This is a genomic window from Burkholderia sp. L-4, assembly GCF_056856535.1.
This window is the reverse complement of record NZ_JBXEOX010000001.1, coordinates 219,388-232,994: the sequence shown is the minus strand read 5'-3', so window position 1 is coordinate 232,994 and position 13,607 is coordinate 219,388. Positions and strand designations below refer to the sequence as shown.

Here is a 13,607-nt window from a genome sequence, read left to right as displayed (position 1 = left end):
GCCCATCTGCCGTTCGGCCGGCTATCCCGCAAAATGGGCTTCCGCTATGCTGGCACGATCGATTCGACACTGAAAACGAGGCAGACGATGTCGCAGCGGTGCAACTGGGTGAAGACGGAAGCGGACGCTCACTATCACGACACCGAGTGGGGCGTGCCGTCGCACGACGATCGCCACCTGTTCGAAATGCTGATCCTGGAAGGCGCGCAGGCCGGGCTGTCGTGGTCGACGATCCTGAACAAGCGCGCGGGGTATCGCGACGCGTTCGCCGAGTTCGACGTCGACGCCGTCGCGCGCTTCACGCCGAAGCGCATCGACAAGCTGCTGGAGAATCCGGGCATCGTGCGCAACCGCGCGAAGGTCGAATCGGCGGTCACCAATGCGCGCGCCGTGCAGCGCATCCGCGACGAACACGGCTCGCTCGCCGCATTTTTGTGGTCGTTCGTCGGCAATACGCCGATCCAGAATGCATGGCAGTCGTACCGCGACGCGCCCGCGTCGACCGAACAGTCCGACGCGCTCAGCAAGGCGCTGAAGGCATACGGCTGCAAGTTCGTCGGCTCGACGATCTGCTATGCACTGATGCAGGCAACCGGCATGGTCAACGATCACGAGATCGGCTGCCCGTGCCACGCGCGGTGCGCGGCGCTCGGCCGGAAACAGCCGGCACGCAAGCGCAAGGCGGGCTGACCACGCAGGCGCAGGCACCGGCGCCAGCCGGGCACCCGTCCTTCAACGCCGCCCGTGGCGACGGTGGCCACGGCGCCCCCGTCGCTTACCGCGCGGCGCGTGACGACGCCGGCACGGCCGACCGTGCGCTTCGCGCGGCCCGCACGCGTGCGCTGCGCTTCTTCACCCAGATGCAGATGCCCGTCACGCTCAGCATCGCGATGACGATGCCGAGCGCGCTGATCGCGACGCGGCCCGCGACGCCGGCGATCCGCCCCGAGTGCAGCGGAAACTGCGCCTGCATGAACAGGTCGCCGGCCGAGCCGCGGCCGGGCACCTGGGCGGCGACCGGCTTGCCCGTCACCGCATCCCAGTACAACCACGCGTTACCCAGCCCGACGTCCCCGTGGTCGTTGCCGGGCGTGAAGAACCCGACCGCATAGACGTTCATCGCCGGCGCGAACAGCAGCGCACCGGGCGGCGCGGTGATTCCCGCGTCGCGCCCGGCCGGGCGCGCGATCTCGACGATTCGCTCGCGCGGCAGCACGGTGCTGCCCGGCGGAGCCGGCGGGAAACGCTCGGGATTCGTGTACGGCGTCTGCGCGAGCGGCGACAGCCGCGACACCAGCGGGCGCACGACCGGAACCGCGAGGTTCATCGAGATCGATGTGACCGCAACGACCAGCAGCAGCCCCCATACCCATACGGCGCCGGAGCGGTGCAGGTCGAATACGAGCGGATAGCCGCCGCGCCGCACGCGGAACGCGAACGACTTGCGCCAGCTCTTCAGGTTCGGGAACGCGAGCACGAGCGCGATCAGGCTGTCGATTGCCCACACGATACCGACGACGCCCATCACCCAGAACCCGAAGTTGATCCCGCCGTACTCGGGGAGGAACAGCGAGTAGTGCAGCCGGTAGATGAACGGCATCAGGTCGAGCCGCGCGAGCGACGGCGCGCCCCATTCGCGGCGGCCCTGCACCGCGCCGGTCGCGGGATCGACGGCGATCTGGCTGAAATCGATCGCGTACGGCCGGCCGGTCGCCGGGTCGGTGCGCGGTATCACGCCCGCCTGCAGCGTGTGCCCTGGCTCGACCGCGAGCGGCAGATAGGTCACCTGCACGCGCGGGTCGGCAGCCTCGATGCGCGTCGCCAGTTCGAGCGGCGCAAGCGGCGCGGCGCCGCTGCGCGCGACGTAGAAGTCGGGGTTCAACACCGCGTCGAGCTCGTGGTCCCATGCGATCAGCGCGCCGGTGAGCCCCGCGACGAACAGGAACAGCGCGATGGCGAGCCCGAACCAGCGATGCAGGCGGACGAGAAACGGTCGCAGGAACGCATTCATCGCGTGCGCGGCGACAGGAAAACGGGCCGGCACAGGCGGCGGCCCCGGGTCGACGGGAGGAAGGTCATCTGATGTCAAACACCGCGCAAGTGCCGGCCGGCCGCGCCAGGCGAGGCCGGATGCCCTTGTGCGCGGCCTGGAAATATTGCGCGTTCGGCGGGTCTTGATACGATGCGCGACATTTTAGCGCGATGCGAATGATTCTTACTCGCATTTTTGCTCACCCGCCATGACCGTCGGCTTCGCGCGACCGCCCGTCCGTCCACGCCGCGAGGCCGCCACCCCTGCCTGCTTCGCCGCCTCGCTCGCGCATGCCGACGATTCGCCGGCGCGACGCCGCTGCGCGCGACCGGCGGCCTCGATGCGCCAGGCTGGCTCGCCATCGATGCGGGCGCACTCCCCGACGCAGGTCGGCCGCCACGCCTTGACGCCGCGCGCGCCAATCGGCAGCGTGCAGAACCGCCGTTACCGGGAATATCAGAACGCGGATGACCTGAAGCCGGGCAACCCGCGCAGGGCTGGCCTGACCGCGAAAATCGACTTCCGGACGCCGCACCGGCCGGCCGCCAACCGCGGCCGTCGGCCGGAACGGCCGCTCCGCGGCGAGCCTCGGGATTTTCCCGGACCCCAAAAGCAAAACGGCGGAGCGGCCTCTTTCGAGGCACACTCCGCCGTTTCGCGGCGAACCGTCAGACGCTCTTAGTGGAGCTTCTTCGGCAGCATCTGGCTGCGCAGACGCTTGTGCAGGCGCTTGACGGCTGCTGCCTTCTTGCGCTTGCGGACTGCGGTCGGCTTTTCGTAAGACTGGCGCTCACGCAGTTCAGCGATCAGGCCATTTTTTTCGATAGCGCGACGAAAGCGGCGAATCGCCACTTCGAACGGCTCGTTTTCTTTCAGAAGAATCGTCGTCATGTCGTTCCTAAATTGCTTAAACGGTCAAAAACGTAGCGGCCAAGCGCCACGCACCGGCCATCCGAGCGTCCCCACGAACAGGCGAAACGAGCGGAAATACGGCCTCGGAGGCCGGAAAAGAGAGGCGGAAAGCACCGCGAGTACGCTTCACAGCCGCGTGCAGCGCCGCGTTTGACTGCCAGCAGACATGCCGAAAACGGCAGAGGCGTGACAGAAATCTCAATTCAGCCCGCCATCATAGCAGGGAATCACAGACAAAACCATCCTTTTGTCGATCGCGGGCAAACGTTCCACCCAACCGGGCGGCGTTCCGCGCCCTGGCCACCACGCTGTCCGCCATGCCGGGCGAGCCTTCCCGGCGAAATCCCCTCTTCCGTCCCGAATTTCCTCAAACATCCCTCTAAAGTTTTCGCCGGGTGCCGCCGTCAACCAGGAAAGGCGGGCAGCGCCAGACGCGAAAAAGCGCAACGCCGAAATCAGAACCTGTCTGTATCTCAGGCATTTTCCAAAACGAGGAAGCAAATGCTGAACATCAACACCAACATCCTTTCGCTGACGACGCAGACGAATCTGTCGGGCTCGCAAAACGCGCTGTCGCAAGCGATCAACCGCCTGTCGTCCGGCAAGCGCGTCAACACGGCAGCCGACGACGCGGCAGGTCTCGCGATCTCGACGTCGCAAACGGCAGCGATCAACGCGCTGACCCAAGGCGTGTCGAACGCGAACAACGGCATCTCGATGATCCAGACGGCAGCCGGCGCGCTGCAGTCGACCGTCGACAACCTGCAGCGTATCCGTACGCTGGCAGTCGAAGCAGGCGACGGCTCGCTGGATTCGAACGCACGTGCGAACCTGCAGGCTGAAGTCACGACGCGTCTCGGCGAAATCGACCGCGTGGCAACGCAAACGTCGTTCAACGGCCAGACCATCCTGAGCGCAGCGGGCAACGTCACGTTCCAGGTCGGCGCGGCAGCCAACCAGACCGTGGCCGTCAACTTCGGCGCGACGGTGTGGACGAGCACGGGCGGCGGCCTGAGCCTGAGCGGCCTGACGGTCAGCGACCAGACGAGCGCACAGTCGGCCATCACGTCGATCGACGCGGCACTGAAGAACGTGAACACGTTCCAGGCAACGCTGGGTGCGGCACAAAACACGTTCCAGGCTGCGATCACGACGACGCAAACCCAGGCAACGAACATGAGCGCGGCGCGTTCGCAGATCACCGACGCGGACTTCGCGACGGAAACGGCGAACCTGAGCAAGGCGCAAGTGCTGCAGCAAGCCGGCATCTCGGTGCTCGCGCAAGCGAACTCGCTGCCGCAGCAAGTCCTGAAGCTCCTGCAGTAATCGGGAACACCCCGCGCCGGGCGAGTCGCCCGCGCGCACGGCGTCGTCCGCGTTGCGGCGCGCGACGGCGCCGGTTCGATTCGTCGGACCCGACACTCCAGGGAGGCATGCCTCCCTGCTTGCATTGAAACCGAAGTACGGCGACCCGCCGAAACGCGCGTCATCGCGCAAACGACTGGAGCACCCGCATGGCCACGACGAGCACGACGGATATCGGCAGCATCCTGGCGCAGGCCGGACAATCGATCATCAGCGGCGCGACCAATTCGACGCTCGACGTCAATTCGCTCGTCACGTCGCTGGTGCAGGCCAAGACCATCGGCCAGCAGACCACCCTCACGAACAAGCAGACGGCCGACAACACCGAACTGTCGGCGGTCGGCAAACTGAAATCCGCGCTGTCGGCGCTGCAGACCGCGATCACGGGCCTGTCGAACGGCACGACGCTGAGCGGCCTCGCGGCAACCGCGAGCGGCAACGGCATCACCGCGTCGGTCAAGAGCGGCGGCGGCGCGGTGGCCGGCTCGTACGCGGTCAACGTCACGCAGCTCGCCACCGCGAACAAGCTGTCGTCGGCCGGCATCACGTCCTCGGACACGATCTCCGCCGGTTCGCTGAGCATCACGCTCGGCACCGGCACGGCCTTCAACGTCAACGTCGCGGCCGGTGCATCGCTGTCGGACATCGCGAAGTCGATCAACACGACGGCCGGCAACCCGGGCGTCACCGCGTCGGTCATCACCGGCTCGGACGGCCAGCATCTCGTGATCCAGTCGAACAACACAGGCGCGGCCAACACTGTGTCGGTGAGCGGCACCGGCGTCAATTCGAAGCTGACCTCGGGCTACACGACCGTGACGGCGGCCGCCGACGCGAAACTGACCGTCGACGGCACGCCGGTGACGAGCGCGTCCAACAGCGTGTCGGGCGTGCTGACGGGCGTCACGCTGAACCTGACGACGCAGGCGCTGAACACGACCCAGACGGTCACGCTGTCGCCCGACACGACGGCCACGACGACCGCGATCAACGCGTTCGTCAGCGCGTACAACACCTACGTGACGACCGCGCAGTCGCTGTCGTCGTACGATCCGAACACGTCGACGGCCGGCCCGCTGCTCGGCGATTCGATGCTGAACACGATCTCGAACGGACTCGCGACCGCGATCAGCGGCGGCGTCACGACGGGCGGCTCGACCTATTCGCTGGCGGCCATCGGCATCAGCCTGCAGGCGGACGGCACGCTGCAGGTGGACTCGAGCGCGCTGAACACCGCGCTCACGTCGAACAACCCGGCGGTCGGCGCACTGTTCAACACGACGAACGGTGTCGGCCAGACGCTCAACAACCTGGTCAGCAACTACACGCAGACCAACGGCCTGATCGACCAGCGCACCACCGCGATCAACGCGGACCTGAAGAGCCTGTCGGACCAGGCGACGCAACTGCAGAACTACTCGGCCCAGCTGACCACGCAGTACAACGCGCAGTTCACCGCGCTGAACAACCTGATGGCGACGATGGCGAACAACACGAAGTACCTGACCCAGCTGTTCGGCGGCACCAACAGCGCGGGTGCGCTCGCCACCAACAAGTAACGCGCCCTTCGCACGACACCGGACGACGACCATGACCATGACGACCGATGCCCTGAACCATGCGCTGCACCTGACCCAGGCGATGCAGTCGGCGAGCGCGTTGCGCGACTGGGAGCGCGTCGCCGCGCTGGCCGACGCGCGCTCGCCGCTGCTGATGAGCCTGGCGCCGGAGCAGACGCCGGCCGCGCTCGACACGATCCGCCGGATCATGGACATCGACGCATCGATCACACAGGACGCGCAGGCCGATCGCGACCGGCTCGCGCAGCAGTTCACCGCATCGCGCGAGCGGATCCGCGCCGCGAGCGCCTACCAGACGACCGGCATGCTGTAAGCCTGCGAACAACAACGCGCGCCGCCATCGAGCGGGCGCCGACGTCGTATCGTCGAGCCGCATGCGTGCGGCTTTTTTTTCGCCGGCAGGCAGGTGGCGAAAGGAGGCGCCTCGCACGCCCCCGGGCGCCGCGCCTACGCTAGTGCGCGCCGCGCGCCGCCTGTTCGACCGCCGCCGCATGCATCTGCGCGAACGCCGCTTCGAGGTGCCGGGCAAAGCGCGGCGCATCGCACAGCGGCGAGCGCAGCAGCCGCTCGCGCAGCCCGGCCCGCACGGCGGCCAGGCGCGGCAGGTCGTTCGCGAACGCGGCCGCCTTCGCGACGTAAGCGTCGTCGCCGTCCGCGATCCATTCCGGCATGCCGAGCGTGTGCAGGATGCTTTCGCCGATATGCGACAGGAAACGGTCGCCGCGCCGCGTGACGAACGGCGCGCCCATCCACAGCCCCTCCATGCTCGTCGTGCCGCCCGGATACGGGAACGGATCGAGCACGATGTCGATGTCGTTGAACGTACCGATATGCGCGAGCCGCTTCGAGCCGCCGCGCAGCAGCAGCCGTTCGGCGGGAATGCCGTGCGCGGCGAAGCGCGCGGCGAGACTCGTGCGCAGCGCCGCCTCGTCGAGCTGCGCCGACTTCAGCAGCAGGCGCGAGCCCGGCACCGCATGCAGCACGCGCGACCACAGCGCGACGACCGGCTCGCCGATCTTGTTCGCGTTGTTCAGGCAACCGAACGTCACGCACCCGTTTCCCTCGGCCGGCAGCGGCCCGACGTCGAGCGGCAGCGCGGGCGGCGTGAAGCACAGATAGCTGTCCGGCAGTCGCCACGGCCGTTCGACGAAATGCGCCGCCTCGTCGGGTGGAAGCACGTGGCGATCGCCGATCACGTAGTCGATCGCGGCGACGCCCGTCGTCGCGAAATAGCCGAGCCAGGTCGCCTGCACCGGCGCCGGCTTCCACGCGAACAGCGGCAGCCGGTTCGACGCCGTGTGACCGCTCAGGTCGACCAGCACGTCGATGCGGTCGGCCGCGATCAGGTCGGCGGCCGCACGGTCGTCGAGCGGCGTGAGGTCGCGCCACAGCGCGAAGTGGCGCTTGAGCGCCGCGGTCGTGTCGTCCTCGACCGGTTGCGTCGCGTAGGCCACCAGTTCGACGCGCGACCGATCGAGCGCCGCGACGACGCTCAGCAGGAACACCGCGACCGGATGCGATTTCAGGTCGCCGGATACGAAGCCGACCCGCAACGCGCGCCCGTTCGCCGGCCGCGGCGCGTGGCGATGCGGCGACGCCAGCGCCGCCATCTGTGCGCCGAACGCGCAGGCGCGCTCGCGCAGTTGCGCCGCCGACAGCCGGTCGGTGCCGGCGCCGTGGAACATGCGGCCCGAGTGCGCGTTGCGAAACGCCGGATCGAGTTCGAGCGCGCGGTCGTAGCTCGCGAGCCCGGCATCGATATGCCACAGCGCACAGAGGATGTCGCCCATCACCGCGTGCATCTGCGCGGTCGGGTTCGGCAACGACAGCGCGACGCGGCAACTGTCGAGCGCCTCGCGCCGCTTGCCCTGCCGCACGAGCGTCTGCGCCAGATGGTGATGCAGTTCGGCGCGATCGGGCGCGACAGCCAGCGCGCGCCGCAGGCTCGCCACCGCACCGTCGAGATCGCCCGCATGATCGAGCGCGGCCGCGAGGCCGAACAACCAGTCGACGTCGCCCGACTCCGCCGCGCACGCGAGGCTCGCGATCGCGGCGTCGAGTTCGCCGCGCTCCAGCAGCAGCATGCCCAGCGCGTGATGCGCGGCGTGCAGGCCCGGCTGCAGCGCAATCGCACGGCGGTAGTGCGCGATCGCGTCGTCGTGCCGATGCTGCGCGCCGCACACGTTGCCCAGGTTGAAACACGCTTCCGCATAGGCGGGATCGAGCGCGAGCGCCTTCTCGTACGCGCGCGCCGCGGCATCCGCTTCGCCCTTGTCCCGCAGCGCGTTGCCGAGGTTGTTGTAGGCCGGCGCATAGTCGGGCCGCAGCGCGAGCGCCTGCGCGCAGCTCAGCATCGCGGCGTCGGCGTCGCCCGCCTCGTGCAGCGCGTTGCCGAGGTTGCTGTGCGCTTCCGCATAACCGGGCGCGAGCGCGATCGCGCGGCGATAGGCGCCGATCGCGTCGTCGAGCCGGCCGTGCGCGCGCAGCATGTTGCCGAGGTTGTTCAGGTAGACGGGATCGGCACGCAGCGCGATCGCGCGCTCCATCAGCGCGAGGCCGGCCGGAAACTGGCCGAGCTGGCATGCGAGGAGCCCGAGGAAATGCGTCGCGTCCGGCTGGTCGGGCGCGTCGCGGCGAATCGCCTCGTACAACACGCGCGCATCGTCGAGACGCCCGGCCTGATGGTGCGCGAGCGCCGCGTTCAACCGTTCCGCGACGAGGCCCGTCATGCGCGCGGCTCCGTCGTCTCGCCGGCCGCGTAGCGATCCCACATCCCGTGGAACGCGTCCTCGAGATTGCGCGCGAACCGCGCGGCATCGCACAGCGGCGACGCGAGCGTGCGTTCGCGCAACGTCGCGCGCAACGCAGCCAGCCCGTCGCGATCTTGTGCGAACGCGACGGCCTTGGCGAGATACGACGCTTCGCCGTCGGCGATCCAGTCGCCCATCCCGGCCGCATGCAGCAGACTCTCGCAGATGTGCGTGACGAAGCGCCCGCCCTTCATGCCGATCACCGGCACGCCCATCCACAGCGCTTCGGCCGTCGTCGTGCCGCCCGGGTACGGGAACGGGCTCAGCGCGATGTCGATCCGGTTGTACGCGGCGAAGTATTCCGCGCGCGGCGACCCGCCTTCGAGGATCAGCCGGCCCGCGTCGATGCCGTGCCGCGCGAAGCGCGCGCGCGTCGCCGCATTCAGGTCGCCCGCGCCGAGTTCGTGCGCCTTCAGCAGCAGGCGTGCATCGGGCAGTGCCTGCAGCAGCCGCGACCACAGCGCGACGACGTCGTCGCTGATCTTGGTGAGCTTGCCGAAGCAGCCGAACGTCACGCCGCCGTTCGCGGCCATCGGCAACGGGCCGACCGGCACGTCGTAGGCCGGTGGCGTGAAGCACAGGTAGCTGTCCGGCAGCCGCCACGGCGCCTCGACGAAGTGCTCGGCCTCGTCGGCCGGCAGCGTGTACGCATCGCCGACGAAATAGTCGACCGCGCGCACCCCCGTCGTCGCGAAGAAGCCGAGCCAGCTCGCCTGCACCGGCGCGGGCCGGTGCGCGAAGATCGGCAGCCCGCTCCAGTTCGTGTGCCCGGCGAGGTCGACGAGCACGTCGATGCCGTCGTCGCGAATCATCCGCGCCGCCTGGTCGCGGTTCATGCAGGTCAGTTTCTTCCAGCTCGCGAAGCCCGACTTCAGCCGCGCCGTCACGTCGTCCTCGACCACGAAGGTCACGTACGCATGCGGCTCGATGCGCGTGCGATCGAGATGCGCGAGCACGCTTTCGAGGAAGATGCCGACCGGATGCTGGCGCAGGTCGCCCGACACGAAGCCGACCCGCAGCGGGCGGCCGCGCGCGTCTCGCACGCGCCGGGCGCGATCGTGCTCGAACGGCTGCACGTCGCGCGCCAGGCGTTCACCGTAGCGGTGCGCCTCGACCACCCAGTCCCGCGGCTCGAACGCCGCCGAGCTCGACATGTTGAACAGCAGGCGCGCATACGCGCGATGCGGGTCGTGCTCGATCGCCTCGCGAAAGGCCGCGACGGCGCCCGCGAAGTCGCGCTTCGCCCAGCGGATGTCGCCGAGCGTCAGCTGGATCTTCACCGGATCGATGCCGAGCGCCTGTGCGATCCGGTATTCGTCCATCGCCTCGTCGAGCTTGTCGAGGCGGAACAGCGCGGCGGCGAGGTTGTGGTGCGCATCGGCGTCGTCCGGGTTCAGGTCGATCGCGTGGCGATGGCTCAACTCCGCGGCCGCCATCCGGTCGAGGTTGTGATACGCGAGGCCGAGAAAGTTGTACGCGTCCGCCAGCTCGGGATCGAGCTCGATCGCGCGCCGGCACAGGTGCACGGACGCCTCGTATTCGCCCTGCTGGCAACGCAGCTCGCCGAGCCGCGCCCAGGCCGGCGCGTAGCGCGGATCGATCTCGCGCGCGCGTTCGAACAACTGGGCGGCGCCGTCGAAATCGTTGATGCTGCGCAACGAGATGCCGAGCGCGCAATGGGCTTCGGCATCGTCCGGCTCGAGTCCCGCGCGTGCATGCGCGAGCGCGCCGTCGAAATCGCCGGTCGCCCGCAGCGCGGCACCCAACCCGCGTTGCGCGACGCGCAGCGCGGGATTCAGTTCGAGCGCGCGGCGGTAGTGCGCGATCGCTTCCGTGTGCTTGTCCTGCGCGCGCAGCACGTGGCCGAGGTTGCTGTGCGCTTCCGCATACGCGGTGTGGAATGCGATCGCCTTGCCGTAGCTGGCCGCCGCCGCGTCGAGTTCACCGAGATCCTGCAGCACATTGCCGAGGTTGTTGTACGCCTCCGCGTAACCGGGCCGCAGCTCGATCGCGCGCGAACAGCTCGCCATCGCCTCGGCCGGCACCCGCGCGTCGCGCAGCGCGTTGCCGAGGTTGTTGTGCGCTTCCGGAAACTCGGGGCGCAGCGCCACCGCGCGGCGGTAATGTGCGATCGCGTCGTCGAGCCGGCCGCATTCGCGCAGCATGTTGCCGAGGTTGTTGAAGTACGATGCGTCCGGTCGCGCCGCGAGCGAGCGCTCCATCAGCGCGAGGCCCGCATCGTACTGCTTCAGCTGGCAGGCAAGCAGGCCGAGGAAATGCATCGCGTCGGGCTGGCCCGGCTGCGCCGTGAGGATCGCGTCGTACAGTGTCTTCGCTTCAGCGAGACGGCCGGCCTGGTGATGCGCCAGCGCGCGTTGCAGGGTGTCGTTGATGTCGTTCATGCTGCGTGTGCCGTTTCCGTATAGCGTGCCCACATGCCGTGGAATGCGTCTTCGAGATGATGTGCGAAACGCGCCGCGTCGCACAGCGGCGACGCGAGCAGCGTGGCGCGCAAATCCGCGCGCAGCGCCGTCAGGCGCGCCCCGTCGTCGGCGGCCGCCACCGCCTTCGCGACATAGTCGTCTTCGTCGCCGGCGATCCAGTCGTTCATGCCGGCCGCGTGCAGCAGGCTCTCGCAGATGTGCGTGACGAAGCGCGTGCCCCGCATGCCGAGGACCGGCACGCCCATCCACAGCGCCTCGGCCGTCGTCGTGCCGCCCGGGTACGGGAACGGGCTCAGCGCGATGTCGATCCGGTTGTACGCGGCGAAATAGTCGGCACGCGGCGACGCGGGTTCGAACGCGAGCCGGCTCGCGTCGATCCCGTGCCGCGCGAACCGCGCGGCGGTCGCGTCGCGCACGGCCGCGTGCTCGAGTTCGCGCGCCTTCAGCAGCAGCCGGGCCGACGGCAGCGCGTGCAGCACGCGCGACCACACGCGCACGACGTCGTCGCCGAGCTTCACCAGCTTGCCGAAACAGCCGAACGTCACGCCGCCGTTCGCGGCCATCGGCAGCGGGCCGACCGGCACGTCGTCGGCCGGCGGCGTGAAGCACAGGTAGCTGTCCGGCAGCCGCCACGGCGCCTCGACGAAATGACGGGCTTCGCTTTCCGGCAACGTGTACGCGTCGCCGATGAAGTAGTCGATCGCATCGCACCCGGTCGACGCGAAGAAGCCGAGCCAGCTCGCCTGCACCGGCGCGGGCTTCCAGCCGAATACGGCCAGGCCGCTCGCCTGCGTGTGGCCCGCGAGGTCGACGAGCACGTCGATGCCGTCGTCGTGAATCGTGCGCGCGGCCGCCTGCGGATCGAGCGCGGCGATCGAGCGCCAGGCGGCCGCATGCGGCTTGAGCCGCGCGGTGACCACGTCTTCCTCGTCCGACGTCGCATAGACGTGCGGTGCGACGCGCGTGCGATCGAGATGCGCGAACACGCTTTCGAGAAAGATCCCGACCGGATGCAGGCGCAGGTCGCCCGACACGAAACCGACGCGCAGCGGGCGGTGCCGCGCGCGCGCCGCACGTTCGCTTACGTCGTGCGGATAACGCGTCGAACGGGCCGCCAGATGCCGGCCGTAGCGGCGCGCGTCGTTCAGGTAATCGGCGGGCGGCACGCTCGCCGACGCGGCCGACGCGAACAGCAGGCGGCTCAGTACGTCGGCCGCGCCGTCGTCCGCGTCGTCGCGCACCAGCGCCAGCGCGTCCCGGTACGCGGGCACGGCGGCGTCGACGTTGCCCTGGCCGCGCAGGATGTCGCCGAGATTCACGTGCATCGCCGCGCTCGGGCGGCCGGCCGACAGCGCCTGCCGGCAATACGCGAGCGCGTCGTCGTGCCGCTCGCGCTTGAGCAGCACGACCGACAGGTTGTGGGCGGCGCCGGCATCGGCCGGGTTCAGCGCGAGCGCGGTGCGGTAGCTCGCGTCCGCCGCGTCGAGATCGTTCAGGCCGTGATACGCATTGCCGGCATGGTTGTGCGCATCGGCGAGACCGGGCGCCAGCCGGATCGCATGCCGCGCATGCCGCAACGCCTCCGCGTAACGCGCCTGGCGGCGCAACACGCCGCTCAGGTTCGCATGCGCGACCGCCATCGACGGATCGTGTTCCAGTGCGCGCCCATAGTGCGACGCGGCGCCGTCGAGGTCGCCCGCATCGCGCAGCACGCCGGCCAGGTTGTTGTGCAGGTCCGCATCGCCAGGTTCGGCCGCGACGGCGGCACGCAGCACCCGCGCGGCTTCGCCGAGTTCGCCGAGCGCCCACAGCGACAGGCCGAGGCCGTGACGCGCGGCCGGCAGCGCAGGGCTCAGTTCGAGTGCGCGGCGGTAGTGCGCGATCGCTTCCGTGTGCTTGTCCTGCGCGCGCAGCACGTTGCCGAGGTTGCTGTGCGCTTCCGCATACGCGGTGTGGAACGCGATCGCCTTGCCGTAGCTGGCCGCCGCCGCGTCGAGTTCACCGAGATCCTGCAGCACATTGCCGAGGTTGTTGTACGCCTCCGCGTAACCGGGCCGCAGCTCGATCGCGCGCGAACAGCTCGCCATCGCCTCGGCCGGGACCCGCGCGTCGCGCAGCGCGTTGCCGAGATTGTTGTGCGCTTCCGGAAACTCGGGGCGCAGCGCCACCGCGCGGCGGTAATGCGCGATCGCGTCGTCGAGCCGGCCGCATTCGCGCAGCATGTTGCCGAGGTTGTTGAAGTACGACGCGTCCGGCCGCGCCGCGAGCGAGCGCTCCATCAGCGCGAGACCCGCGTCGTACTGCTTCAGCTGGCAGGCGAGCAGGCCGAGGAAATGCATCGCGTCGGGCTGGCCCGGCTGCGCCGTGAGGATCGCGTCGTACAGCGTCTTCGCTTCCACGAGACGGCCGGCCTGGTGATGCGCGAGTGCCGCCTGCAGTTGCGGTCCGATCGACTCCATCGCGT

General features: G+C 69.2%; 9 protein-coding genes. 4 read left to right on the top strand and 5 right to left on the bottom strand.

Features of this window, described 5'->3' with window-relative positions:
- The first annotated feature begins 87 nt into the window (after nt 1–87).
- Nucleotides 88–690, top strand: a complete 603-nt coding sequence (locus tag AC1VVG_RS01070; protein ID WP_034188092.1) for a DNA-3-methyladenine glycosylase I — start codon at nt 88–90, stop codon at nt 688–690.
- Between the two features lie 85 nt (nt 691–775).
- On the opposite strand, the gene AC1VVG_RS01065 is transcribed toward AC1VVG_RS01070, so the two are convergent.
- The gene (locus AC1VVG_RS01065; protein WP_343727554.1) at nt 776–2,011 is read right to left on the bottom strand and encodes a PepSY-associated TM helix domain-containing protein; all 1,236 of its coding nucleotides are present in this window, start codon (nt 2,009–2,011) and stop codon (nt 776–778) included.
- A 699-nt stretch (nt 2,012–2,710) separates the two neighbouring features.
- Nucleotides 2,711–2,923: a 30S ribosomal protein S21 gene (gene rpsU / locus AC1VVG_RS01060; protein ID WP_006401410.1), complete on the bottom strand. Its 213-nt coding sequence runs from the start codon at nt 2,921–2,923 to the stop codon at nt 2,711–2,713.
- A gap of 522 nt (nt 2,924–3,445) precedes the next feature.
- Between rpsU and AC1VVG_RS01055 the strand changes: the two genes are divergently transcribed.
- The 3 genes from AC1VVG_RS01055 to AC1VVG_RS01045 all read left to right on the top strand — a co-directional run bounded on the left by AC1VVG_RS01055 (nt 3,446) and on the right by AC1VVG_RS01045 (nt 6,202).
- Complete coding sequence (locus AC1VVG_RS01055) at nt 3,446–4,270, top strand: flagellin domain-containing protein (RefSeq protein ID WP_034188094.1); 825 nt, start codon at nt 3,446–3,448, stop codon at nt 4,268–4,270.
- A 188-nt stretch (nt 4,271–4,458) separates the two neighbouring features.
- Nucleotides 4,459–5,868: a flagellar filament capping protein FliD gene (fliD, locus tag AC1VVG_RS01050; protein WP_034188095.1), complete on the top strand. Its 1,410-nt coding sequence runs from the start codon at nt 4,459–4,461 to the stop codon at nt 5,866–5,868.
- 37 nt (nt 5,869–5,905) lie between these two features.
- Nucleotides 5,906–6,202, top strand: a complete 297-nt coding sequence (locus tag AC1VVG_RS01045; RefSeq protein ID WP_059559395.1) for a flagellar protein FliT — start codon at nt 5,906–5,908, stop codon at nt 6,200–6,202.
- 139 nt (nt 6,203–6,341) lie between these two features.
- On the opposite strand, the gene AC1VVG_RS01040 is transcribed toward AC1VVG_RS01045, so the two are convergent.
- Genes AC1VVG_RS01040 through AC1VVG_RS01030 form a run of 3 tightly spaced genes read right to left on the bottom strand, consistent with a single transcriptional unit; the run spans nt 6,342 to nt 13,602 of the window.
- A complete protein-coding gene (locus tag AC1VVG_RS01040; RefSeq protein WP_482835143.1) occupies nt 6,342–8,618 on the bottom strand; it encodes an O-linked N-acetylglucosamine transferase, SPINDLY family protein in 2,277 nt (758 codons plus the stop codon).
- Entirely contained in the window at nt 8,615–11,101 is a 2,487-nt protein-coding gene (locus tag AC1VVG_RS01035; protein WP_206141305.1) for a tetratricopeptide repeat protein, read from the bottom strand. The genes AC1VVG_RS01040 and AC1VVG_RS01035 overlap by 4 nt, the downstream gene beginning before the upstream one ends.
- Nucleotides 11,098–13,602, bottom strand: coding sequence for a tetratricopeptide repeat protein (locus tag AC1VVG_RS01030; protein ID WP_482835142.1), 2,505 nt, complete (start codon nt 13,600–13,602; stop codon nt 11,098–11,100). The genes AC1VVG_RS01035 and AC1VVG_RS01030 overlap by 4 nt, the downstream gene beginning before the upstream one ends.
- Nucleotides 13,603–13,607 lie beyond the last annotated feature (5 nt).

Coding starts and splice junctions, on each gene's coding strand:
- AC1VVG_RS01070 (WP_034188092.1), top strand. CDS start 88: ATGTCGCAGCGGTGCAACTGGGTGAAGACGGAAGCGGACGCTCACTAT.
- AC1VVG_RS01065 (WP_343727554.1), bottom strand. CDS start 2,011: ATGAATGCGTTCCTGCGACCGTTTCTCGTCCGCCTGCATCGCTGGTTC.
- rpsU (WP_006401410.1), bottom strand. CDS start 2,923: ATGACGACGATTCTTCTGAAAGAAAACGAGCCGTTCGAAGTGGCGATT.
- AC1VVG_RS01055 (WP_034188094.1), top strand. CDS start 3,446: ATGCTGAACATCAACACCAACATCCTTTCGCTGACGACGCAGACGAAT.
- fliD (WP_034188095.1), top strand. CDS start 4,459: ATGGCCACGACGAGCACGACGGATATCGGCAGCATCCTGGCGCAGGCC.
- AC1VVG_RS01045 (WP_059559395.1), top strand. CDS start 5,906: ATGACGACCGATGCCCTGAACCATGCGCTGCACCTGACCCAGGCGATG.
- AC1VVG_RS01040 (WP_482835143.1), bottom strand. CDS start 8,618: ATGACGGGCCTCGTCGCGGAACGGTTGAACGCGGCGCTCGCGCACCAT.
- AC1VVG_RS01035 (WP_206141305.1), bottom strand. CDS start 11,101: ATGAACGACATCAACGACACCCTGCAACGCGCGCTGGCGCATCACCAG.
- AC1VVG_RS01030 (WP_482835142.1), bottom strand. CDS start 13,602: ATGGAGTCGATCGGACCGCAACTGCAGGCGGCACTCGCGCATCACCAG.